Annotated in this window: 18 protein-coding genes, 3 tRNA genes and 1 pseudogene; 13 read left to right on the plus strand and 9 right to left on the minus strand. The window is 73.1% G+C overall.

What is annotated here, in order from left to right:
• Positions 1-7 precede the first annotated feature (7 nt).
• The gene (locus NH602_RS31905; RefSeq protein ID WP_179761991.1) at positions 8-553 is read right to left on the minus strand and encodes a PH domain-containing protein; all 546 of its coding nucleotides are present in this window, start codon (positions 551-553) and stop codon (positions 8-10) included.
• 280 nt (positions 554-833) lie between these two features.
• Between NH602_RS31905 and NH602_RS12220 the strand changes: the two genes are divergently transcribed.
• The 5 genes from NH602_RS12220 to NH602_RS12240 all read left to right on the plus strand — a co-directional run bounded on the left by NH602_RS12220 (position 834) and on the right by NH602_RS12240 (position 6,546).
• Positions 834-2,777, plus strand: a complete 1,944-nt coding sequence (locus NH602_RS12220; protein WP_179761992.1) for an acetolactate synthase large subunit — start codon at positions 834-836, stop codon at positions 2,775-2,777.
• Positions 2,774-3,283 (plus strand): acetolactate synthase small subunit, encoded by a 510-nt coding sequence (gene ilvN, locus NH602_RS12225; RefSeq protein ID WP_062397155.1) that lies wholly within the window; start codon positions 2,774-2,776, stop codon positions 3,281-3,283. The genes NH602_RS12220 and ilvN overlap by 4 nt, the downstream gene beginning before the upstream one ends.
• A 44-nt stretch (positions 3,284-3,327) precedes the next feature.
• A complete protein-coding gene (gene ilvC / locus NH602_RS12230; protein WP_253067891.1) occupies positions 3,328-4,332 on the plus strand; it encodes a ketol-acid reductoisomerase in 1,005 nt (334 codons plus the stop codon).
• Between the two features lie 249 nt (positions 4,333-4,581).
• Positions 4,582-6,192 (plus strand): phosphoglycerate dehydrogenase, encoded by a 1,611-nt coding sequence (gene serA, locus NH602_RS12235; protein ID WP_253067892.1) that lies wholly within the window; start codon positions 4,582-4,584, stop codon positions 6,190-6,192.
• A gap of 93 nt (positions 6,193-6,285) precedes the next feature.
• Complete coding sequence (locus tag NH602_RS12240) at positions 6,286-6,546, plus strand: hypothetical protein (RefSeq protein ID WP_251783961.1); 261 nt, start codon at positions 6,286-6,288, stop codon at positions 6,544-6,546.
• Positions 6,547-6,576: 30 nt separating this feature from the next.
• On the opposite strand, the gene NH602_RS12245 is transcribed toward NH602_RS12240, so the two are convergent.
• Positions 6,577-7,587: an LLM class flavin-dependent oxidoreductase gene (locus NH602_RS12245; RefSeq protein WP_253067897.1), complete on the minus strand. Its 1,011-nt coding sequence runs from the start codon at positions 7,585-7,587 to the stop codon at positions 6,577-6,579.
• 245 nt (positions 7,588-7,832) lie between these two features.
• Between NH602_RS12245 and NH602_RS12250 the strand changes: the two genes are divergently transcribed.
• The gene (locus tag NH602_RS12250; protein ID WP_062397147.1) at positions 7,833-8,873 is read left to right on the plus strand and encodes a 3-isopropylmalate dehydrogenase; all 1,041 of its coding nucleotides are present in this window, start codon (positions 7,833-7,835) and stop codon (positions 8,871-8,873) included.
• 66 nt (positions 8,874-8,939) lie between these two features.
• Here NH602_RS12250 and NH602_RS12255 read toward each other — a convergent pair whose 3' ends face one another.
• Positions 8,940-9,248, minus strand: a complete 309-nt coding sequence (locus tag NH602_RS12255) for an EthD family reductase (RefSeq protein ID WP_062397145.1) — start codon at positions 9,246-9,248, stop codon at positions 8,940-8,942.
• Between the two features lie 119 nt (positions 9,249-9,367).
• Between NH602_RS12255 and gltX the strand changes: the two genes are divergently transcribed.
• From gltX to NH602_RS12275, 4 genes are all read left to right on the plus strand, one after another.
• Positions 9,368-10,846: a glutamate--tRNA ligase gene (gene gltX, locus NH602_RS12260; protein WP_253067893.1), complete on the plus strand. Its 1,479-nt coding sequence runs from the start codon at positions 9,368-9,370 to the stop codon at positions 10,844-10,846.
• A 55-nt stretch (positions 10,847-10,901) separates the two neighbouring features.
• A tRNA-Gln gene (locus tag NH602_RS12265) sits at positions 10,902-10,973 on the plus strand.
• A gap of 58 nt (positions 10,974-11,031) precedes the next feature.
• Positions 11,032-11,107 (plus strand) — tRNA-Glu (locus NH602_RS12270).
• 48 nt (positions 11,108-11,155) lie between these two features.
• Positions 11,156-11,228: transfer RNA gene (locus tag NH602_RS12275), tRNA-Glu, on the plus strand.
• 276 nt (positions 11,229-11,504) lie between these two features.
• On the opposite strand, the gene NH602_RS12280 is transcribed toward NH602_RS12275, so the two are convergent.
• The gene (locus NH602_RS12280) at positions 11,505-13,271 is read right to left on the minus strand and encodes an Hsp70 family protein (RefSeq protein WP_073578575.1); all 1,767 of its coding nucleotides are present in this window, start codon (positions 13,269-13,271) and stop codon (positions 11,505-11,507) included.
• 116 nt (positions 13,272-13,387) lie between these two features.
• Positions 13,388-14,092, minus strand: a complete 705-nt coding sequence (locus tag NH602_RS12285; protein WP_062397135.1) for an IclR family transcriptional regulator — start codon at positions 14,090-14,092, stop codon at positions 13,388-13,390.
• A gap of 64 nt (positions 14,093-14,156) precedes the next feature.
• Here NH602_RS12285 and leuC point away from each other — a divergent pair, with 64 nt between their 5' ends.
• From leuC to NH602_RS12300, 3 genes are all read left to right on the plus strand, one after another.
• A complete protein-coding gene (leuC, locus tag NH602_RS12290) occupies positions 14,157-15,584 on the plus strand; it encodes a 3-isopropylmalate dehydratase large subunit (RefSeq protein ID WP_253067894.1) in 1,428 nt (475 codons plus the stop codon).
• The gene (leuD, locus tag NH602_RS12295) at positions 15,584-16,174 is read left to right on the plus strand and encodes a 3-isopropylmalate dehydratase small subunit (RefSeq protein ID WP_100878533.1); all 591 of its coding nucleotides are present in this window, start codon (positions 15,584-15,586) and stop codon (positions 16,172-16,174) included. Before leuC ends, leuD begins: the two co-directional genes overlap by 1 nt.
• Before the next feature lie 139 nt (positions 16,175-16,313).
• On the plus strand, positions 16,314-16,793 hold the full coding sequence (locus NH602_RS12300) for an HU family DNA-binding protein (protein WP_179761996.1): 480 nt from the start codon (positions 16,314-16,316) through the stop codon (positions 16,791-16,793).
• Between the two features lie 450 nt (positions 16,794-17,243).
• On the opposite strand, the gene NH602_RS12305 is transcribed toward NH602_RS12300, so the two are convergent.
• The 4 genes and pseudogenes from NH602_RS12305 to NH602_RS12320 form a co-directional block, all read right to left on the minus strand.
• Positions 17,244-18,176, minus strand: a complete 933-nt coding sequence (locus tag NH602_RS12305; protein WP_253067895.1) for a hypothetical protein — start codon at positions 18,174-18,176, stop codon at positions 17,244-17,246.
• 356 nt (positions 18,177-18,532) lie between these two features.
• Positions 18,533-19,480: an NUDIX hydrolase gene (locus tag NH602_RS12310; RefSeq protein ID WP_253067896.1), complete on the minus strand. Its 948-nt coding sequence runs from the start codon at positions 19,478-19,480 to the stop codon at positions 18,533-18,535.
• Positions 19,480-21,861, minus strand: coding sequence for an RNA degradosome polyphosphate kinase (locus NH602_RS12315; protein ID WP_167379131.1), 2,382 nt, complete (start codon positions 21,859-21,861; stop codon positions 19,480-19,482). Before NH602_RS12315 ends, NH602_RS12310 begins: the two co-directional genes overlap by 1 nt.
• Before the next feature lie 61 nt (positions 21,862-21,922).
• Positions 21,923-22,274 (minus strand): annotated as a pseudogene (locus tag NH602_RS12320) (hypothetical protein); the annotation flags it as partial.

Here is a 22,274-nt window from a genome sequence, read left to right on the forward strand (position 1 = left end):
ACGGGGGTCAGTGACCCTCGGCCGGGTCCTCCGCGTCGCCCACCGCGGCCGGGTCGGCGAACCGGCCGCCGCTGGCGACCGAGAGCGCGGGCAGGTCGCGCGCGTGCACCGCGGGCAGGACGAGGTCGTCGTCCTCGCCCAGCACCGCGCTGACCCGCGAGCGCGAGCCGATCCGCAGACCGCGCACGTCGTCCCAGTCCACGGTGCGGGAGGAGAACGCGCCGCGGACGGTCAGCGTGTCCGGGTCCACGGTGGTGCGGACCCGCAGGATCCAGGCGATCGCCGCGACCGGGGCCACCAGCACGACCCAGAACCACGGCAGGCTGAACACCAGCGGCGTCGACCCGACGACCGCGACCAGGATGGCGAAGATGGTCAGCCGGCTGGGCTTGAACACCAGCGCGCGCGAGCCCACGCGGAGCTTGCGGCCCTCGTCGCGGACCCGGGGGGTCCACGCCAGCTCGCCGTCCACCTGCTGGGACGCCCCCGGGGCCGACTGCGGATCGGCAGAGGTGGGGTCGGCGGGGACGGCGCGGTCGTCGGTGCTGCTCACGACCCCAGTGTGACAAATCCGGACCGTGACCCCACGGCCCGGACGGGTGGGGTCGTTTGACTCCGTCCGTGGGACGCGTGCTAGCGTCGATGCATGTTCGCCGTTCGAATTCTCGTACTTCTTGGGCGCGTCGTCGCCTGAGTTCGACCTTCTCGAACGACGACGCGCTCACCCTCGCAGCGCCCGGAGTACCGGGCGGCGGGGGTTTTTTCATGTCCAGCTCCGAGCTCAGCCCATGTCCGGCATCTGATCGACACGATCTCCAGCGAGGCAGACCCAGATGACCACCGTCCCCGCCAAGCCCGGCTCGTCCGGCCCGAAGCCGGGCCCGCCGCCCGGCCGGTCCGCGGCCTCCGGCACGTCCCGCAGCGCGGCCCCGGCACCCGGTGAGACCACCGTGCCCGGTCCGCGCATCGTGGACGAGCCCATGACCGGCGCCCAGTCCCTGGTGCGTTCGCTCGAGGAGATCGGCTGCGAGGTCGTCTTCGGGCTGCCCGGCGGGACGATCCTGCCCGCCTACGACCCGCTCCTGGACTCGACGAAGGTGCGCCACATCCTCGTCCGCCACGAGCAGGGCGCCGGACACGCGGCGACCGGTTACGCGCAGGCCACCGGCAGGGTCGGGGTCTGTATGGCGACGTCCGGGCCGGGGGCCACGAACCTGGTCACCCCGATCGCGGACGCCCACATGGACTCGGTGCCGCTGGTGGCCATCACGGGTCAGCAGACCCGGCCGCTGATCGGTACCGACGCCTTCCAGGAGGCCGACATCACCGGCATCACCATGCCGGTGACCAAGCACAACATGCTGGTGACCGACGCGACGGAGATCCCGCGCGCGATCGCCGAGGCCTTCCACCTGGCGTCCACCGGCCGGCCCGGCCCGGTCCTGGTGGACATCCCGAAGGACGTGCTGCAGGAACAGACGACGTTCTCCTGGCCGCCGGAGCTGCAGCTGCCCGGCTACCGGCCGACGACCCGGCCGCACGGCAAGCAGATCCGCGAGGCCGCCCGGCTCATCCGCGAGTCGGCCAAGCCGGTGCTCTACGTCGGTGGCGGTGTCCTCAAGGCCGAGGCCGCCGAGGAGCTCAGGGAGCTGGCCGAGCTGACCGGGGCGCCCGTCGTCACGACTCTGATGGCGCGCGGTGTGTTCCCCGACAGCCACCCGCTGCACCTGGGTATGCCCGGGATGCACGGCACCGTCGCCGCGGTCGCGGCGATGCAGCGGTCCGACCTGCTCGTCGCACTCGGCTCCCGGTTCGACGACCGGGTCACCGGCAAGCTGGAGAGCTTCGCCCCCGGGGCGAAGATCATCCACGCCGACATCGACCCGGCCGAGATCTCCAAGAACCGGCGCGCCGACGTGCCGATCGTCGGGGACTGCAAGGAGGTTCTGGCCGACCTGGTCGAGGCCGTCCGTGCGGACCGCGCCGAGCACGGTGAGCCGGACCTGTCGTCCTGGTGGAAGCAGGTCGGCGGCCTGCGCGACCGCTACCCGCTCGGCTACGACGAGCCGACCGACGGGGCGCTCTCGCCGCAGTACGTGATCGAGCGGATCGGCGCGATCGCAGGGCCGGACGCGATCTACACCGCGGGCGTCGGCCAGCACCAGATGTGGGCCGCGCAGTTCGTCAAGTACGAGAAGCCGCGGACCTGGCTGAACTCCGGCGGGCTCGGGACCATGGGCTACGCGGTCCCGGCCGCGATGGGCGCCAAGGTCGGCGAGCCGGATGCCGTCGTCTGGTGCATCGACGGCGACGGCTGCTTCCAGATGACCAACCAGGAGCTCGCCACCTGCGCGATCGAGGGTATCCCGATCAAGGTCGCCGTCATCAACAACGGCAACCTCGGCATGGTCCGCCAGTGGCAGAACCTGTTCTACGGCGAGCGGTACTCCAACACCGACCTCAACACCCACAAGCTGCGCATCCCGGACTTCCCGATGCTCGCGCAGGCGATGGGCTGCGAGGGGCTGCGGGTCGAGTCCAAGGAGGACGTCGACCGGGTCATCCACCAGGCCATGGAGATCAACGACCGACCGGTCGTCGTGGAGTTCGTCGTCGGTGCCGACGCCCAGGTGTGGCCGATGGTCGCCGCGGGCACGAGCAACGACGAGATCAACGTCCGGCGCGACATCCGGCCGGAGTTCGAGCACGACGAGCTGGCCGCGTCGGTCGATGCGGTCGCCGACGTCACCGAGCAGGCCCTGGAGGGCGAGAAGTGAGCGAGCTCCACACCCTCTCGGTCCTGGTCGAGGACAAGCCGGGTGTCCTGGCCCGGGTCTCCGGGTTGTTCTCGCGGCGCGGGTTCAACATCAACTCGCTCGCGGTCGGCCCGACCGAGCACCCCGACGTCTCCCGGATGACGATCGTCGTCGAGGTGGACGAGCTCCCGATGGAGCAGGTCACCAAGCAGCTCAACAAGCTTGTGCACGTCATCAAGATCGTCGAGCTGGAGCCGGACGCCTCGGTGCAGCGCGAGCTGCTGCTGGTCAAGGTCCGGGCCGACGCCACGGTGCGCAGCCAGGTCGTCGAGACCGTGCAGCTGTTCCGCGCCAAGGTCGTCGACGTCTCCCCGGAGGCGGTCACGGTCGAGGCCACCGGGTCGGCCGACAAGCTCAACGCGCTCCTGCGCATGCTGGAGCCCTACGGGATCCGCGAGATGGTGAAGTCCGGGATGGTGGCCGTCGGCCGTGGCCCCCGGTCCATCACCGCCGCGGCCGTCCGCTAGACAGTCGTCGCTACACAACCTCCGAGAGGAACCGTCCCAGAGCCATGAGTGTCAACATCTACTACGACGCCGACGCCGACCTGTCGATCATCCAGGGCCGCAAGGTCGCCGTGATCGGCTACGGCTCCCAGGGGCACGCGCACTCGCTGTCCCTGCGTGACTCCGGGGTCGAGGTGAAGATCGGTCTGCCGGAGGGTTCCAAGTCCCGGCAGAAGGCCGCCGACGAGGGCCTCGAGGTCGGCACGCCGGCCGAGGTCTCCGCCTGGGCCGACGTGATCATGGTCCTGGCGCCCGACACCAAGCAGCGCTTCATCTACTCCCAGGACATCGAGCCGAACCTCAAGGACGGCGACGCGCTGTTCTTCGGCCACGGCTTCAACATCCGCTACGAGCTGATCAAGCCCCCGGCGAACGTCGACGTGGCCATGGTCGCGCCGAAGGGCCCGGGCCACCTGGTCCGCCGCCAGTTCGTCGACGGCAAGGGCGTCCCCGCCCTGATCGCCGTCGAGCAGGACGCCTCGGGCAACGCCAAGGCGCTCGCGCTCTCCTACGCGGCCGGGATCGGCGGCGCCCGCGCGGGCGTCATCGAGACCACCTTCACGGAGGAGACCGAGACCGACCTGTTCGGTGAGCAGGCCGTCCTCTGCGGCGGTGCCGCCGCGCTGGTCCAGACCGGCTTCGAGGTGCTCACCGAGGCGGGCTACGCCCCGGAGATCGCCTACTTCGAGTGCCTGCACGAGCTCAAGCTGATCGTCGACCTCATGTACGAGGGCGGCATCGCCAACGAGCGCTTCTCCATCTCCGACACCGCCGAGTACGGCGACCTGACCCGCGGCCCGCGCGTCATCACGCCCGCGGTCAAGGCCGAGATGCAGAAGATCCTGGGCGAGATCCAGGACGGCACCTTCGCCCGCGAGTGGGTGGCCGAGGACGAGGCCGGCCGCGGCAACTACACCAAGCTGCAGCAGCAGGGCGCCGAGCACCCGATCGAGCAGGTCGGCGAGAAGCTCCGCGGCCTGATGAGCTGGGTCGGCGAGAAGGCCAAGTGATCCACTGCCGGACGCGTCCGGCAGGATGAATCGCGCGGGCCCCAGACGGCCCGCGGATGCCCGGGCCCGGACGCACCCATCCGGACCAGGCGACGTGGAACCCCCGTACCGGCGACACCGGGCGGGGGTTTCGCGCGTCCGGTGGGGGTGCCGCGCGGCGACCCGTCCGCCCGTCCGGGTCCACGAGGGCCCCCGCGGTCCTAGGATGGTCGACGTTCGCGCACCGACCTCGGGGAGCACTCGCACACCGTGAGCACCGCAGCCACCGACCACCGTCCCGTCGTCCTGCTCGCGGAGACGCTCGCGCCCTCCGCCGTCGAGCTGCTCGGCGACGGCGTCGAGATCCGCCACGTCGACGGCACCGACCGCCCCGCCCTGCTGGCGGCGCTCGCCGACGCCGACGCGCTGCTGGTCCGGTCCGCCACCCGGGTCGACGCCGAGGCGCTGGCCGCGGCAGGCCGCCTCAAGGTCGTCGCCCGCGCCGGGGTCGGCCTGGACAACGTCGACGTCCCCGCCGCCACCGCGCGCGGGGTGATGGTCGTCAACGCCCCGACCTCGAACATCGTCTCCGCCGCCGAGCACGCCATCGCGCTGCTGCTCGCGACCGCGCGCCACATCCCGCCGGCGGACGCCGCGCTGCGCTCCGGGGCGTGGAAGCGCTCGTCCTACGGCGGCGTCGAGCTGAGCGGCAAGACCGTCGGCATCGTCGGGCTCGGCAAGATCGGGCAGCTCGTCGCGCAGCGCCTCGCCGCGTTCGGCATGACGCTGGTCGCCTACGACCCCTACATCGCGCCGTCGCGCGCCGCGCAGCTCGGCATCGAGCTGATGGGCCTCGACGACCTGCTCCGTACCGCGGACATGATCACCGTGCACCTGCCGAAGACCCCGGAGACCCTCGGGCTGATCGGCAAGGACCAGCTCGCGCTCACGAAGCCGGGGGTGCTCGTCGTCAACGCCGCCCGCGGCGGCCTGATCGACGAGGACGCCCTGGCCGAGGCGGTCCGCTCCGGGCACGTCGGCGGCGCCGGGATCGACGTCTACGTCACCGAGCCGACCACGTCGAGCCCGCTGTTCGAGCTGGAGAACGTCGTCGTCACCCCGCACCTGGGCGCGTCCACCGCCGAGGCGCAGGACCGGGCCGGGACCGACGTGGCCCGCTCGGTGCAGCTGGCCCTGGCCGGGGAGTTCGTGCCGGACGCGGTCAACGTGCAGATCCACGGCGCCGTCGGCGAGGAGGTCCGGCCCTGGCTGCCGCTGGTGCAGAAGCTCGGCACCACCCTGCACGCCGTCGCCGGGCGCACCCCGACCTCGGTCACCGTCGACGTCGCGGGCGAGCTGGCCACCGAGGACGTCCAGGTCCTCGGCCTGGCCGCGCTGCGCGGGGTGTTCACCCACGTCGTCGAGGACCAGGTGACGTTCGTGAACGTGCCGCAGCTCGCCGAGGAGCGCGGGGTCACCGTGGAGATCACCACCAGCCCGGAGAGCGCCAACCACCGCAGCGTGGTGCAGCTGCGCGGCGCCATGCCCGACGGGGAGAAGGTCACCGTGTCCGGCACCCTGACCGGCCGTGCCGAGGTCGAGAAGCTCGTCGAGATCAACGGACGGCACTTCGACCTGCGTGCCGAGGGCGAGGTCGTCCTGCTGGAGTACGCCGACCGCCCCGGCGTGATGGGCCGGGTCGGGTCGCTGCTGGGGGAGGCCGCGGTCAACATCGAGGCCGCCCAGATCTCGCAGACCACCGACGGCACCGACGCCGTCATGCTCCTGCGGGTGGACCGCCAGGTCGACCCGGCGGTGCTGGAGCCGATCGGCGCCTCGGTCGGCGCCCGGACGATCCGGCTCATCTCCTTCGACGACTGAGCGACCGGGCCCGTCCCGCACTGCGGGAAACGGCTGCGCGGACCCGGCCGGTCGTGGGATCGTGTCTGCTCGCCACGAGCGGAGGGGGACCCGGTGAGCTGGCTGCGGGCACTGGTACTGGCGGGCACGACGGTCGGTGTGGGGTGCCTGGTGCTGCTCGGCGTCGGCTTCGTCACCGGGCTGTCGCTGACCGTGCCCTATGTCGTGTCGGTGATGGCGATCGTGACCGGGCCGCCGTCGGCGACGATGACGATCGGCCCCGGCATGCTCGTGGTCCTCGCCGCGCTCGTCGCGATGATCGAGGCCCCGGGCCGGGTGCGGGCCCGCCGGGCGCTGCCCCGCACCGGCCACTGAGCCCGGGGCGGCCGCGCCGCGGGGGCCGGGTCAGCCGCGCGGCGCCCAGCCCAGCGCGGGTCCGAGCGCGCCGGCGATGTCGGTGACGATCTGGACGTAGTCGTCGTGCGGGAAGCCGAACGGCAGCGCGAACACCGCCTCGTCGACCTCGCGGAACCCGGCGTCGGCCCACAGCCGTTCGGCGATCTCGGCGGAGGTGCCGACCAGGTCGCGGGCGAACAGCAGACCGGCCGGGCCCTGCGGAACGCCGACCCGGGCGTCGCGCTCGCGGGCGTAGGCGGCGTAGCGCTCGCGCTGGGCGGGCGTCGCCGAGTCGGTCGGGACGACGACCAGGCCCTGCGACACGCGCCCGGCGGGGTTCGCCTCGCGGTACGCCCGGATCTGCCGGGACTGGATCGCGGCGAAGTCGGTCTCCCCGCCGGAGCGCACCACGTTGCTCGTCAGCAGGTTCAGGCCCTGCCCCGCGGCCCAGACGGCGGAGGAGTCGCTGCCCGCTCCGTACCACATGCGCCCGGCCAGACCGGGGGAGTGCGGCTGCACCCGCTCGGAGAACGACTCGATCCCGACCGTCCCGGAGAAGGTGCTCGCCCGCTCCCCGCGCACCAGGCGCAGCAGCCGCGACACCCGCTCGCGGCCGAAGTCCTCGGCGTCGGCGGTGTCCGGGTAGAGCGCGTCCCGTACGTGCTCCCACTGCATCGGCGGCCCGACCGAGACGCCCGGGTTCAGCCGGCCGCCGGAGAGCACGTCGACCGTCGCGAGGTCCTCGGCGAGGCGCAGCGGGTTCTCCCAGCCCAGCGGGACCACGGCCGTCCCGAGCTCGATCCGCGTGGTCCGCTGGGTCGCCGCGGCGAGCACCGCGACCGGCGAGGAGATGCCGAACTGCAGGTGACGGTGCCGGACGAAGGCCGAGTCGAAGCCCAGACGCTCGCCGAGGGCGATCATCTCCAGGGTCGTCTCGTGTCCGGGGCGGGGGTCGTCGCCGTCGAACGAACCGATGGTGAGGAAGCCGAGGCGACGCAGCGGGCGGTCGGGCGTGGGCACGTCCGGGGCAACGACGCCGTCGTCGCGCTTCTTCCCCACCGCCCTCCGGACGGGTGACGGCCGCGGCGGCCGTCCCACCCCTCGGAACGGACCGGAGTCCCCGGAACGGCCGCGTGTCGCGGGTACTCCGACCGCGTGCGGCGCACGCGTCACCCGGACGGGACCACCCCACCGGGTGGCCGAACGATGACCCTGCGTCGGCAGGCGGTAGCGTGCGGCCAGCAGTACGACGAGAGGACGAGGTCATGCGCCTTGCGGTCATCCCCGGTGACGGCATCGGCCCGGAAGTGATCAACGAGGCACTCAAGGTCCTGGGCGAGGTCGCCCGCGACGTGGAGACGACCGAGTACGACCTCGGTGCCGCCCGCTGGCACTCCACGGGCGAGCTGCTCCCGGAGACGGTGCTGACCGAGATCAAGCAGCACGACGCGATCCTGCTGGGCGCGGTCGGCGACCCGTCGGTGCCCAGCGGCATCCTCGAGCGCGGCCTGCTCCTGCGTCTGCGCTTCGAGCTGGACCACCACGTGAACCTGCGCCCCGCGCGGCTCTACCCGGGGGTGCGCGGCCCGCTGGCCGGCAACCCGGAGATCGACCTGGTGGTCGTGCGCGAGGGGACCGAGGGGCCGTACGTCGGCACCGGCGGTCTGCTCCGCAAGGACACCCCGCACGAGATCGCGACCGAGGTCAGCCAGAACACCGCGTTCGGCATCGACCGTGTCGTGCGCGACGCGTTCGCCCGCGCCCAGCGGCGGCCGAAGAAGCACCTGACGCTGGTCCACAAGACCAACGTCCTGACCTTCGCCGGCGCGCTGTGGTCGCGGATCGTCGAGGAGGTGTCGCTGGAGTACCCCGAGGTCTCGGTCGCCTACCAGCACGTCGACTCGACCACGATCCACCTGGTCACCGACCCGGGCCGGTACGACGTGATCGTCACCGACAACCTGTTCGGCGACATCCTCACCGACCTCGCGGCGGCGGTCACCGGCGGCATCGGCCTGGCGGCCAGCGGCAACATCGACGCCAGCCGTACCAACCCGTCGATGTTCGAGCCGGTGCACGGCTCCGCCCCGGACATCGCGGGCCAGGGCATCGCCGACCCGACGGCCGCCGTGCTCTCGGTCGCGCTGCTGCTCGACCACATGGGCCAGCGTGACTCGGCCCGCCGGATCGAGGCCGCGGTCGCGTTCGACCTGGCCACCCGGGACCACGCGGCGACGGGCAACACCTCGTCGATCGGGGACCGGCTCGCCGCGCTCGTGTCAAGCCGTGAGGTCGCCACCAACTGACCCACGCACACACCGACGGGGTGGCACCGGATCTCCGGGGCCACCCCGTCGTCGTGTGCGGGCGGGTCAGACCTGGTTCGACGGACCGGTCAGCAGGGTCACCCCGGCGCCGGCGAAGTTGTCGAGGTCGGCCACGGCGGCCTGTCCCTCGGCGCCGCCCATCCCGGACTGGAACGCCGCCGCGTCGGGGAACTCCAGCACCGCCACGAGGTGGTACGGCGGCTGCGCTCCGTCCGGTCCCGGCGCGGGCCGGGAGACGGTGAACCGCTGCACACCGGGGATCTTCTTCGCCAGCGGGGCGTGCACGGTGTCGTAGTGCCGGTCGAACGCGGCGGCGTCCTCGGGGTGGTTGTACAGAGCGGTCAGCTGGAACACGGGGTTCCTCCTCGCCTCGTCCCGCGACGCTCCGGTGCGTCGCGACTGCCGTCCACCATGGCCCATCCGGCGCCCGCGTGCACCACCCCTCCGTACGGGGTCGATACGCTGGACCGACCATGAGTACTCCAGCCCAGGTCCGGGTGCGGTTCTCCCCGTCGCCCACCGGTACCCCGCACGTCGGCCTCATCCGCACCGCCCTGTTCAACTGGGCCCACGCCCGCCACCACGGCGGGGCCCTGGTGTTCCGGATCGAGGACACCGACGCCTCCCGCGACTCCGACGAGTCCTACCGGGCCCTGCTCGACGCGCTGGAGTGGCTCGGCCTCGACTGGGACGAGGGCGTCGAGAAGGGCGGCCCGCACGGGCCGTACCGGCAGAGCGAACGCGGCGAGGTCTACGCCGACGCCCTGCGCCGGCTGATCGACGCCGGCGAGGTCTACGAGTCGTTCTCCAGCGCCGAGGAGATCGAGGCCAGGCACCGCGCCGCGGGCCGCGACCCCAAGCTCGGCTACGACAACGCCGACCGCGACCTCACCGAGGACCAGCGCGCCGCGTTCCGGGCCGAGGGCCGCGCCCCGGTCTACCGGCTGCGCATGCCCGACCACGACATCACCTTCACCGACCTCGTCCGCGGCGAGATCACGTTCCGGGCCGGGCAGGTGCCCGACTTCGTGCTGGCCCGCGGCGACGGCACCCCGCTCTACCCGCTGACCAACCCGGTCGACGACGCGCTGATGGAGATCACGCACGTCCTGCGCGGGGAGGACCTGCTGGCCTCCACCCCGCGGCAGATCGCCCTGCTGGAGGCGCTGGCCCGGGTCGGCATCGGCCACGGCCCCTTCACCTACGCCCACCTCCCGCTGGTCACCGGTGAGGGCAACCGCAAGCTCTCCAAGCGGGACCCGCAGTCGAACCTGTTCCACTACCGCGACCGCGGGTTCGTGCCGGAGGGACTGCTCAACTACCTCGCGCTGCTCGGCTGGTCGATCGCCGAGGACCGCGACGTGTTCTCCCTCGACGAGATGGTCGCCGCCTTCGACGTGTCCCGGGTGTCGAGCAACGCCGCCCGCTTCGACCTGAAGAAGGCCGAGGCGATCAACGCCGCACACCTGCGTCTGCTCGCCCCCGACGACTTCGCCGAGCGCGTCGTGCCCCACCTCGCCGCCGAGGGGATCACCGACCCCGACCGCTCGGTGCTCGCCGCCGCCGCGCCGCTGGTGCAGGAGCGCAGCCAGGTGCTGTCCGACGCGGCCCGGATGCTGGCCTTCCTCTTCCGCGACGAGGACACCTTCACCCCCGACGACGACGCCGCCGCGAAGAACCTGGGCGCCGACGCGGCCCCGGTGCTGGAGGCCGCCGTCGCCGGACTCACGGACCTGCCGGAGTGGTCGGCCGCCGCGATCGAGGAGTCGCTCAAGACCTCGCTCGTGGACGGTCTGGAGCTCAAGCCGCGGAAGGCGTTCGCCCCCGTCCGCGTCGCCATCAGCGGCCGCACGGTGTCCCCGCCGCTCTACGAGAGCATGGAGCTGCTGGGCCGCGAGCGGTCGCTCGCCCGCCTGGGGGCCGGTGTCAGACGCTCCCAGGGCATGGGTTAGAGTACCTACATCAACGGAGAGCGGGCCTCGCTCCGGAACGGGGCCCGCTTTTCGATGGGGTATGGTGTAATTGGCAGCACGACTGATTCTGGTTCAGTTAGTCTAGGTTCGAGTCCTGGTACCCCAGCGGAAATCACGAATTCCTCGGAATGATGATTTCTGACAATCGGCACGGTCTCGTCCAAGGTCCCGTCGTCTAGCGGCCTAGGACGCCGCCCTCTCAAGGCGGTAGCGCGGGTTCAAATCCCGTCGGGACTACCACGGACTCCCTCACAGGGTGTCCGCAATCGAGATCGAGCCGAATGTCCTGGTCCCGTCGTCTAGCGGCCTAGGACGCCGCCCTCTCAAGGCGGTAGCGCGGGTTCAAATCCCGTCGGGACTACTCCACGAAGGCCCCGCTCCACGGAGCGGGGCCTTCGTCGTGTCCGGGGTCGTTCTCTGCACGGTGCACAACATCCCCGGTGCTCCCAGGGCCTCACTAGCTGGGCAGAGCGCTACCGGAATGCACCTCGGGCACCGGAGTCGGGCAGCGCTGCCGACGAGCGGAGGCCGATCGACTCCGGGCCCGGGATCCGAGGGCTCAGAGTGGGGCTGAGCATGGGCGGGGCGGGGCCGTCTCCCGGGAGACCGTCGGGCACGGAACGCGCCCACGGTCGGTTCAGGGGGCCGGTCGATTGTTCTCGTTCGAGGGCGTCGACGGAGCAGTCGATGGAGAAGACGGGCTGGTCGACGGCTCCGGGTCCGGCGGCGGTGTCGACGGATCCGGCGGCCGCGGCGTCGTGGTGACCACCGGTGGCGGAGCGGGGGCCGGGGCGTCGGTCGTCGTCGGGGCGACCTCGGTCGGCCGGTCCCGGGTCCGTTCCGGCTCGCGCACCGGCTCCTGCTCGACGGTCGTCGGGGGCGGGGCCTGGGTCGTCGTCGGGATCGCCGGCAGCTCGGGGGTCGCATTGCTGATCGTGCGGTCCTGCGGCCAGAAGAACACCGTGCCCAGCACGGCCAGCGCCGCGACGACCCCGCCGGCGCCGATGAGCAGCGCGGGGGAGCGGCGGACGGGTGCGGGCCCGGGGGCGACGGTGGTCTCCCCGTCGTCGTAGCCGCCGTACCCGCCGTAGCCGTGCACGGCGGTCTGGTCGTAGCCCATCGGCGGCACGACAGGGATGCGGTCGGTGGGCGGGTCGGCGCGGGCGCCCTCGAGGTAGGCGGTGCGGTCGCCGTCGAGCTGGGTCGTGCCGCCGGTCGGCATCCGATCGGTGACCGGGTCCGGGTTCTCCCAGGGCAGCGGGCCGGGGTCGGGGGCGAGCGCGGGACCGCCGCTCGCCGCCACCGCGCCGAACCCGCCTGAGCCGGTGCCGGGAACCGGGTCGGCCGGCCCGAGCGCGACGACGGCGCCCTTCGCGATGGTGTTCTTCGGGTCCGCGTCGACCTGTACGGGACGCCCGAGCCCGGTGGAGACGAGCTCGGCGACCAGCGGGACCCGCGAGGACCCGCCCACGAGCAGCACCACCGACGGCCCGGACGCGGCCAGCCCGGCCGAGGCGATCGCCCGCTGCAGCGCCTCGACCGACTCCTCCAGCCGGGGCCGGATGCGCTCCTCGAAGTCGCTGCGGTGCAGGCGCACCGTCGTGCGGACCTCGCCGAGCCACACCGGGATCGAGACCTCGGTGTCCGCTGACAGGCCCTCCTTGGCCTCGCGGCAGTCGCGGCGCAGCCGGGCCATCGCGGACAGGACGTTCGGGTCGGTGTCGTCGAGCCCCTCGAAGGCGGCCGGGACGGCGTCGCGCACGTGGTCGACGACGGCCTGGTCGAAGTCGGCGCCACCGAGCTGCTCGACGCCCTCGGGCCTGCCGAGCAGCGTGAACCCGCCGCCCGCAGCCTCCTTGCGCACGACGGCGGCGTCGAAGGTCCCGCCGCCCAGGTCGTAGACGGCGACGGTTGCGCCGGGCTCGACCCGCTCGCTCGTCGCGTAGTGCAGCGCGGCGGCCTGCGGCTCGGTGAGGAAGGTGACGGTCAGGCCGCGCTCGGCGAGGGCCGCGGCGAACAGGTCGCACTTGTGCGTGCCCCAGGACGCCGGGTGGGTCACCGCGATGCGCTCGGGCGCGCCGCCCTCGGTGCGCGCGACGACGTCGACGACGTGCTCGGCCAGCAGCGCGGACAGCTGCTCGGGGGCGAAGGACCGCTCGCCCAGCGGGATCGGCGTGGGGTCGCCGATGCGCCGCTTGAACTCGCGGGCGACGCGGTCCGGCTCGGTCAGCGCGCGGCGCTCGGCGGCCTCGCCGAACAGCAGACCGCCGTCGGGCGCCACGTAGACCACGGACGGGATGTCGACCGAGTGGTCACCGAGGGTGACCATCTCGACGGTGCCAGAGCCGATGACCGCAGCCGCGGTGCGGGTGGTGCCGACGTCGATGCCCAGCAGGTAACCCATCGTCTCCCCGGTGTGCCGACCATGTCCGAAGGGTCCGGCCCGGTGCCGGACCTCCACACGGTAGTGGAGCCCGGAACCGTCACCTCAGTCGCGTCGGTACGGCAGGCAGGAGCCGATCAGGTGAGCCGGTGCTGCAACGCGTCCGCCGCGGCGAGCAGGTCGGCGGCCCAGCGGACCCCGGGACGGCGCCCGATCCGGTCCACCGGTCCGGACACCGAGACGGCGGCGACGACCTGGCCCGCCGCGTCGCGCACCGGGGCCGACACCGACGCCACCCCGGCCTCACGTTCGGCGACGCTCTGTGCCCAGCCGCGGCGGCGGACGTCGACGAGCACGCGCTCGGAGAAGCTCGCGTCGGCGAGGACGAGGCGCTGCGTGGCCGGGTCGCACCAGGCGGCGAGCACCTTCGCCCCGGAGCCCGCGGTCATCGGCAGCCGGGACCCGACGGGCACGGTGTCCCGCAGGCCGGACGGCGGCTCGGCGTGCGCGATGCAGATCCGGTGGATCCCGTCGCGCCGGTAGAGCTGGACGCTCTCGCCGGTGATGTCACGCAGCCGGGGCAGGACGGCGGCCGCGGCGTCGAGCAGCGGGTCCGGCCGCCCGCCCGCGAGCTGGCCGAGGGTCGGGCCCGGATGCCAGCGCCCGTCCGGTGTGCGCAGCAGCATCCCGTGCGCCTCGAGCCCGACGGCGAGCCGGTGGGCCGTGGCCCGGGGCAGGCCGGTGCGCTCACAGAGCTCCGCCAGGCCGCACGGCCCCTCCGCCGTCGCCCGGAGAACCCCCACGGCCTTGTCGAGCACGCCGATCCCGCTAGACTGTCCCACGTTCCGATACTAACTTCCCACGATCTGGGAAGTCCACCGCGATCAGATCACAGAGGAGGCGGGCGTGACCACCGCAGAGAAGCCGCGCACGCTGGCCGAGAAGGTCTGGGACCGGCACCTCGTCCGCAAGGGCGAGGGCGACGAGCCCGACCTGCTCTACATCGACCTGCACCTGGTGCACGAGGTCACGAGCCCGCAGGCGTTCGACGGGCTCCGGCTCGCGGGCCGTCCGGTGCGCCGTCCGGACCTCACCATCGCCACCGAGGACCACAACGTCCCGACCCTCGACGTCCTCGCCCCGATCGCGGACGAGGTCTCGCGGACCCAGGTGGAGACCCTACGTCGCAACTGCGAGGAGTTCGGCGTCCGCCTGCACCCGATGAACGACCCCGAGCAGGGGATCGTGCACGTGGTCGGACCGCAGCTGGGGCTGACCCAGCCGGGCACCACGGTGGTCTGCGGGGACTCCCACACCTCCACCCACGGCGCGTTCGGCGCGATGGCGTTCGGCATCGGCACCTCCGAGGTCGAGCACGTGCTCGCCACCCAGACGCTGCCGCTCAAGCCGTTCCGGACGATGGCGATCGAGGTGACCAGCGCCGACGGCACGCTGCGCCCGGGCGTCACCTCCAAGGACGTCATCCTCGCCGTGATCGCGCGGATCGGGACCGGCGGCGGGCAGGGCCACGTGCTGGAGTACCGGGGCAACGTCATCGAGAACCTCTCGATGGAGGCCCGGATGACGATCTGCAACATGTCGATCGAGGCCGGTGCCCGTGCGGGCATGATCGCCCCGGACGAGACGACCTTCGCCTACCTCAAGGGCCGCGACCACGCCCCGGCCGGCGACGACTGGGACGCCGCCGTCGCCGACTGGCGGTCCCTGCGCACCGACGACGGCGCCGAGTTCGACCGGGTCGTGCGGATCGACGCCGACGAGCTCACCCCGTTCGTCACCTGGGGCACCAACCCCGGTCAGGGTCTGCCGCTGAGCGAGTCCGTGCCCGACCCGGCCGCCATCTCCGACGACGGCGAGCGCGCCGCGGTGGAGAAGGCGCTGTCCTACATGGGCCTCACCGGTGGGACCCCGCTGCGGGAGGTGCCCGTCGACGCGGTGTTCGTCGGCTCCTGCACCAACGGCCGGATCGAGGACCTGCGCTCGGTCGCAGAGGTGCTCGACGGGCGCTCGGTCGCGAAGGGCGTGCGGATGCTCGTCGTCCCGGGGTCGATGCGGGTGCGCTTCCAGGCCGAGGACGAGGGCCTGGACAAGGTCTTCACCTCCGCGGGCGCCGAGTGGCGCTCCGCGGGCTGTTCGATGTGCCTGGGGATGAACCCCGACCAGCTCGCGCCCGGTGAGCGCTGCGCGTCCACCTCGAACCGCAACTTCGAGGGGCGGCAGGGCAAGGGCGGCCGTACCCACCTGGTGTCGCCGCTGGTCGCCGCCGCGACCGCCGTGCGCGGCACGCTGAGCAGCCCGGAGGACCTGGACTGATGGAGAAGTTCGACACCCACACCGGGATCGGCGTCCCGCTGCGCTGGTCCAACGTGGACACCGACCAGATCATCCCGGCCGTCTACCTCAAGCGGGTCACCCGCACCGGCTTCGAGGACGGCCTGTTCTCCGCCTGGCGCGACGACCCGTCCTTCGTGCTCAACAACGAGCCCTTCGACCGGGGGTCGGTGCTCGTCGCGGGTCCGGACTTCGGCACCGGCTCCTCGCGTGAGCACGCGGTCTGGGCGCTGATGGACTACGGCTTCCGGGTCGTCATCTCGTCGCGGTTCGCCGACATCTTCCGTGGCAACTCGGCGAAGGCGGGGCTGGTGGCCGCCGAGGTCGCCCAGCCCGACGTCGAGCTGATCTGGAAGAAGCTCGAGACCGAGCCCGGCACGGAGATCACCGTGGACCTGGGTGAGAAGACCGTGCAGGCCGGCGACCTGACCGTGCCGTTCGAGATCGACGACTACGCCCGGTGGCGGCTGCGGGAGGGTCTCGACGACATCGGACTCACCCTGCGGCACGAGGCCGACATCACCGCGTTCGAGGGAACCCGGCCCGCCCGGATGCCACGCACTCTGGCCTGATCCGAACACGGGTGGTCACCATGCTCCGACAGATGTCGTGGTGACCACCCGTTCGGACCTGTACTGATGGATGGTATGCGACCTGGACTCGCGTCGGGATCTGGTGCGCGGCAGGGGCGCAGCCTTACCTTTCGTGACCATGAACAAGGCTCAGCTCGTCGATGCGCTGACCGCCCGGCTCGGAGACCGTCGTGCCGCCACGTCGGCCGTCGACGCGATGGTCGAGGTGATCGTGGACGCCGTCGGCCGCGGTGAGACCGTCACCCTGACCGGGTTCGGGGTGTTCGAGCCGCGACGACGCGCCCCGCGCACCGCCCGCAATCCGCGGACCGGGGAGACGGTGCCCGTCGGGGAGACCGTGGTGCCGTCGTTCCGGCCCGGCGCCGCCTTCAAGGAGCGGGTGGCCGCCAGCGAGGCCGCCGCCGCGAACGCGACCAGCGCCCCCCGCCGTACCGAGCGAGCCGCGACGGGCACCGGTCGCAGCACCGCGACCCGCACGACGATCCCGCCGGACACCGCGGGCGCTCCGGCCGCTCCGGAGAAGAAGGCGGCTGCTCCGAAGAAGGGGGCCGCCTCGGCGAAGAAGCCGGCCCGACGGAAGGCCGCTGCGGAGAAGTAGCCGCGCCACCGCGCCGCCGTGGTCTGCCCTGCCCCGCGGTGCCGCGCCTCCCCGCGCCCGTGCCGCCCCGCGCCCCCTCTCCCTCCCTGCTACGCCGTCCTGTGCTCGCCGCCCATCGCCGTCCACGAGTGCGTCGATCAGTACATGACTGCTGTTCGAGCGGAGGTGGACAGCGCTCAGGTACTGATCGACGGTCCTCGTCCCGGTGTGCACCCTGGCTCGGTGCGGCCCGCCGAGCGCGGCGGGCGTAGGGCCGCGCCTCGCTGGACTGCCCGCTCTGGGCTGCCTCTCCCGGGGCGCGCCGCGCCGTCCGAGCCCCTCGCACGTCGATCAGTACGTGACTGCTGTCCGACCGGAACGCAGCGACGCTCACGTACTGATCGACGGGGGCCGTGGACGAGAGCGGGGGGCGGCGTCGAGTGGGGGCCGGGGACGCCGCGCCGGTGCGGGTCAGGGCGAGGTGAGGTGGGTCCGTTGGGCGAGCAGGGCGCGGACCGTCCCGACGGTGCGGCGGGCGTTGCGGGTGAGGCCGTCGGCGGTGATCCGGAGGGTCTGCCATCCCAGCGCCGCGGTGCGGGTATCGCGGATGCGGTCGAGCGGGTCGTCGTGGTGGGCGCCGTCGTACTCGATCGCGAGCAGGGCGTCGGGGTAGGCGAGGTCGAAACGCGCCCAGGGGCGGCCGCGGGCGTCGTACAACGGGAACTGGACCTGCGGGACCGGGAGCCCGGAGAGCACGAGCAACAGCCGTAGCCGGGTCTCGGGTGGGGACTCCGCCCGGGGGTCGGCGAGTGCGACGACCCGGTCCAGCCGGGCCGAGCCCCGCACGTGGGGGTACAGCGACCGCAGGACCAGGAGGTCGGCGGGGTCGAAGCCGGGGCACGGCGCCATCATCCTGGACAGTCTCCGCTGCTCGGGTGCCGGTGTGCCCTGTACCGGTACGAACACCGGCCGATCCCGTCTCCGGGCGGCGAGTGCGTCGAGGGCGACGACGGCGTCGACGAGCTCGAGCCGCCGGCACAGCTCCCACGCCGTGGCGCGGGGTGAGGTGGCCCGGACGCCGTCGCAGAGACCGGGTTCGAGCGGGACGCCCTGGTGGGCGAGCAGGTCCGGGCGGGGCCGGATCCGCCGTGGCGCGACGAGCTCGGCGGGCGCCGTCCACGGCCCGCAGGACGCGCGCAGGATCTCGGCCGCCGAGTAGGCCGATGCCGCGCCCAGGGGCCCGGCGTAGATCGATGCCGCCCGGGCCCGGAGCACCGGCGTCACGGGGGCCGCGGCGGACACATACACGTCGGGAAACAGACGCACGAACCGTGGCCCGCGCAGCCGCGCCGGCGTGACGATCCCGCGCGCGACGGCCTCCGACCCCCGGAACGGCTCCTCCACCCGCGCACCCTGCACCCCGGTCCGTGCCTGGCGGGCCCGAACCGGTGCGTCCGTTCGCAGTCGCACACGCCGCCGCAGAGGAGGGCACACCGCCACGGCTCCGGTCGATCAGTGCACCAGTGCTGCCGACCCGGGGCCGAACAGCTCTCAGGTACTGATCGACGATCGGGCCGGGGCCGGGGCCGGGGCCGGGGCCGGGGCCGGGGACGTCGGGTGCGGGGCGCGGGGAGTGGCTGCGCGCGAAAGCGACGAGTACCCGGAACGACAGGCCCGCGGAGTGGTGTGCAGACGGCGTCCGAGGTGCGGCGCGGGCGGGTCGGTAGGCGCGGCAGGGAGGCGCTGAGCGGCGAGGCGGGTCAGGAGGGCGGGCGGCGGTAGTAGTCGGCCGACAGCAGGGCGCCGTCATCGCCGAAGCCCAGGACCCAGGTGCTGGCCTTGTGCGAGGGCAGGTCAGGGTCGGGGGACCGGCCCGCGGCGGCGAGCAGGTGCCCGACGACGTCCGGGATGACCCCGCCCTGGCTGCAGAGCAGCGTCACGCCGGGCTGCGCCGCGAGGGTGCGGAAGCGGGCCAGGCCGTCGGCGGGGGAGACCCAGTAGCCGTGCTCGCCGAGCAGCGGCTCCACGTCCGGTTCGCCCGCGCCGGACGCGTGGGCGTAGGGCTCGATCGTCTGGCCGCAGCGCAGCGGTGGGGCGGTGGCGAGCCGGTCCGGGCCGAAGCGGTCGAGGAAGTCCGCGAGCCGGTCGGCCTGGGTGAACCCGGTACCGGACAGGGGGCGCAGGTCGTCGTCGCCCTCCCAGGCGGTCCGGCTCCCCGCCTTGGCGTGCCGCACGAGCACCACCGTCGACGACGGCGGCCCCACCCGGTCGAGCCGGTCCAGCAGGTCGGCGTCGGTCGGGCGGGTGAGGAGCGCGGCGGCCTCGTCGCGGGGCAGCCAGCGCAGGTCGTCGGTCTCGTCGGTGACGGAGAAGCCGTGGTCGCGGACGGCCTCGGCGGCCCAGTAGTGCACGACCTTGTGGCCCTTGCCGGGCACGGCGTACGCGGTGTGGCCGAGCCGGGCGCCGAGGCGGCACCCCAGGTGTGCCTCCTCGGCGGTCTCGCGCAGCGCGGTCAGGGTCAGCGCCTCGCCCGGGTCCTGGTGTCCCTTGGGCCAGGACCAGTCGTCGTAGCGGGGGCGGTGGACCAGGGCCACCTCGACGGTGCCGTCGTCCGCGCGGCGCCACGGCACCGTCCCGGCCGCGACGACGTCGGCGATCCCCGCCGGGTCGACCTCGGCGCCGTCGGTCCGGAGCTGTGCGGACAGCATCAGTCCTCGCTGCTGCCGCGGCGGGAGTTCATCATCTCGACCTGGTGGTCGCGGACCCGGATGTTCTCCGAGCCCGGCGCGGGCGACGGCGACCAGGTCCCGTCCGGCCCGAGCGTCCAGCAGCGCGTCGCCGGGTCCAGGCAGGAGTCGAACATCGCGCCGAGCTGGTCGGCCAGCTTCGGGTCGGCGACCCGCAGCATGACCTCGACCCGGCGGTCCAGGTTGCGGTGCATCATGTCCGCCGAGCCGATCCAGTACTCGTCGGCCGAGCCGAAGTGCAGCACCCGGGAGTGCTCCAGGAACGGCCCGAGGATCGACCGGACGGTGATGTTCTCGCTCAGCCCGGGTCGGCCGGGGACGATCGCGCAGATGCCGCGCACCACGATGTCGACCGGCACGCCCGCCTGCGACGCCCGGTAGCAGGCGTCGATGATGGCCTCGTCGACCAGCGAGTTCGCCTTGATCTGCACCCGCGCGCCGGACTCGCCGGACAGGTGCGCCTCGATCTCGTCGTCGATGCGGCGGACGATGCCGCGGCGGATCCCGTACGGCGCGACGAGCAGGCTCCGGTAGGAGGTCTGCCGCGAGTAGCCGGTGAGGGAGTTGAACAGGTCGGTGAGGTCCGCGCCGATGGTCGGGTCGGCGGTGAGCACGCCGACGTCCTCGTAGAGCCGCGCGGTCTTCGGGTTGTAGTTGCCGGTGCCGATGTGGCAGTAGCGGCGGATCTCCGACCCCTCCTGGCGGACGACCAGGCAGGTCTTGCAGTGCGTCTTGAGCCCCACCAGGCCGTAGACGACGTGCACGCCGGCCTTCTCCAGCTCGCGTGCCCAGCGGATGTTGGCCTGCTCGTCGAACCGGGCCTTGATCTCGACCAGGGCGACGACCTGCTTGCCCGCCTCGGCGGCGTCGATCAGGGCGTTGACGATCGGGGAGTCGCCGGAGGTGCGGTAGAGGGTCTGCTTGATCGCGAGCACGTTCGGGTCGGCCGCGGCCTGCTCGATGAAGCGCTGCACCGACGTCGAGAACGAGTCGTAGGGGTGGTGCACCAGCACGTCGCCTTCGCGCAGGGTCGCGAACACGCTGCGCGGGGTCTCCCGCTCCGCGAACGCGGGGTGCGTGGCGGGGCGGAACGGCTCGTCCTTCAGGTCGGGGCGGTTGACCCCGTGCACCTGCCACAGGCCGGTGAGGTCGAGCAGCCCGGGGACGGTGACGACGTCGTTCGGGTCGACGTCGAGCTCGCGCAGCAGCAGCTCCAGCACGTGCTCGGACATCGTGTCGAGCACCTCGAGGCGGACCGGCGGACCGAACCGGCGCCGGGCCAGCTCGCGCTCCAGGGCCTGCAGGAGGTCCTCGTCGCGGTCCTCCTCGACCTCGAGGTCGGCGTTGCGGGTGACGCGGAACGGGTGGACCTCGGTGACCTCCATGCCGTTGAACAGGTCCCCGAGGTGCGCGGAGATCAGGTCCTCGATCGGCAGGAACGTGCACTGCCGGTTCCCGGCGCGGGTGTCGGTGTCCGGCGGGTCGACCGACACCAGCCGCGGCACGTTGTTCGGTACCTTGACCCGGGCGAACCGCTCGGTCCGGCCCTCGGGGTCGCGGACGGTCACCGCGAGGTTGAGCGACAGCCCGGAGATGTAGGGGAACGGGTGCGCCGGGTCCACCGCGAGCGGGGTGAGCACCGGGAACACCGTCTCGGTGAAGTAGTCCGACAGCCGCAGGCGCTCGGCGTCGGTCAGGTCCTCCCAGCTGCGCAGGTGGACGCCGGCCGCGTCGAGCTCGGGGAGCAGCTCGTCCATGAACACCTCGGCGTGCGCCCGCGACAGCGCGCGGCTCCGCTCGGTGATCCGGGCCAGCTGCTGGCGGGGGGTCAGGCCGTCGGCGCTGCGCACGGACAGGCCGGTCTCGTCGCGGCGCTTCAGACCCGCGACCCGGACCATGTAGAACTCGTCGAGGTTGGAGGCGAAGATCGCGAGGAACTTCGCGCGCTCCAGCAGCGGCTGACTGGAGTCCTCGGCCAGGGCCAGCACCCGGGCGTTGAAGTCGAGCCAGGACAGCTCACGGTTGAGGTAACGGTCCTCGGGGAGCAGCTCGGCCATCGTCGACGCCGGGGTGGTCGCCCCCGCGGGCGGCGCGATCGGGGCGGCTCCCTGCACCTGCGACGGCGCGGCGGCCGGCGGCGCGGGCGGTGCCGCGGGGCCCGGCGGCACGTGCTGCTGGGCCGGGATCTCCGCGGCCGGTGCGTGGTCGGCGACGCTGCGGCTCGCGGTGTGCAGCCGCCGCGATGCCGGACGCGGGGCGCGGCGCGACGCCGACCGGGGACGGCCCCCCGGGTGCGCGGAGGTGCCGTTCCGTCCGTCCGGGGTCGCCGAGTCGTCACTCACGTCGCGATTGTTTCGTACCGCTCCGCAACCGTCCACGTGGACACGGCCCCGTCCGGCGATGTCACGTACGTGGTGTGCCACACCGTCGGGCGACGGCGTCACCGGGCGGGGGACATCCGGGTGGGTGAGGTGTGGCGGGCGGCCCGTGCCGGGCGTCGACCACGGCCCGGGTCCACACCCCCACCCCGAGGGCGACGGCGTCGTCGAGGTCGGCGGCGGTGTCGACGTCGCGGCGCAGACCGGGACGGACACCGGGCAGCGGGCGTGCCCCGGAGGCGCTGTGCCGGGCGGCCGACCCGCGGCCGAAGTGCGGGTCGAGGTCGTGGCCCGGCGCGACGAGCAGCAGCGTGGTGCCCTCGCCGGGGGCGTCGGGCTGGAAGGCGCGGGTCGCACCGGCGGCGAACAGCACGGCG

It is taken from the genome of Pseudonocardia sp. McavD-2-B, assembly GCF_024124365.1.
GTDB classification, from domain to species: domain Bacteria; phylum Actinomycetota; class Actinomycetes; order Mycobacteriales; family Pseudonocardiaceae; genus Pseudonocardia; species Pseudonocardia alni.

Coding starts and splice junctions, on each gene's coding strand:
- gltX (WP_253067893.1), top strand. CDS start 9,368: ATGAGTACTCCAGCCCAGGTCCGGGTGCGGTTCTCCCCGTCGCCCACC.
- NH602_RS12310 (WP_253067896.1), bottom strand. CDS start 19,480: ATGCTGTCCGCACAGCTCCGGACCGACGGCGCCGAGGTCGACCCGGCG.
- NH602_RS12250 (WP_062397147.1), top strand. CDS start 7,833: ATGCGCCTTGCGGTCATCCCCGGTGACGGCATCGGCCCGGAAGTGATC.
- NH602_RS12280 (WP_073578575.1), bottom strand. CDS start 13,271: ATGGGTTACCTGCTGGGCATCGACGTCGGCACCACCCGCACCGCGGCT.
- ilvC (WP_253067891.1), top strand. CDS start 3,328: ATGAGTGTCAACATCTACTACGACGCCGACGCCGACCTGTCGATCATC.
- leuD (WP_100878533.1), top strand. CDS start 15,584: ATGGAGAAGTTCGACACCCACACCGGGATCGGCGTCCCGCTGCGCTGG.
- NH602_RS12220 (WP_179761992.1), top strand. CDS start 834: ATGACCACCGTCCCCGCCAAGCCCGGCTCGTCCGGCCCGAAGCCGGGC.
- NH602_RS12300 (WP_179761996.1), top strand. CDS start 16,314: ATGAACAAGGCTCAGCTCGTCGATGCGCTGACCGCCCGGCTCGGAGAC.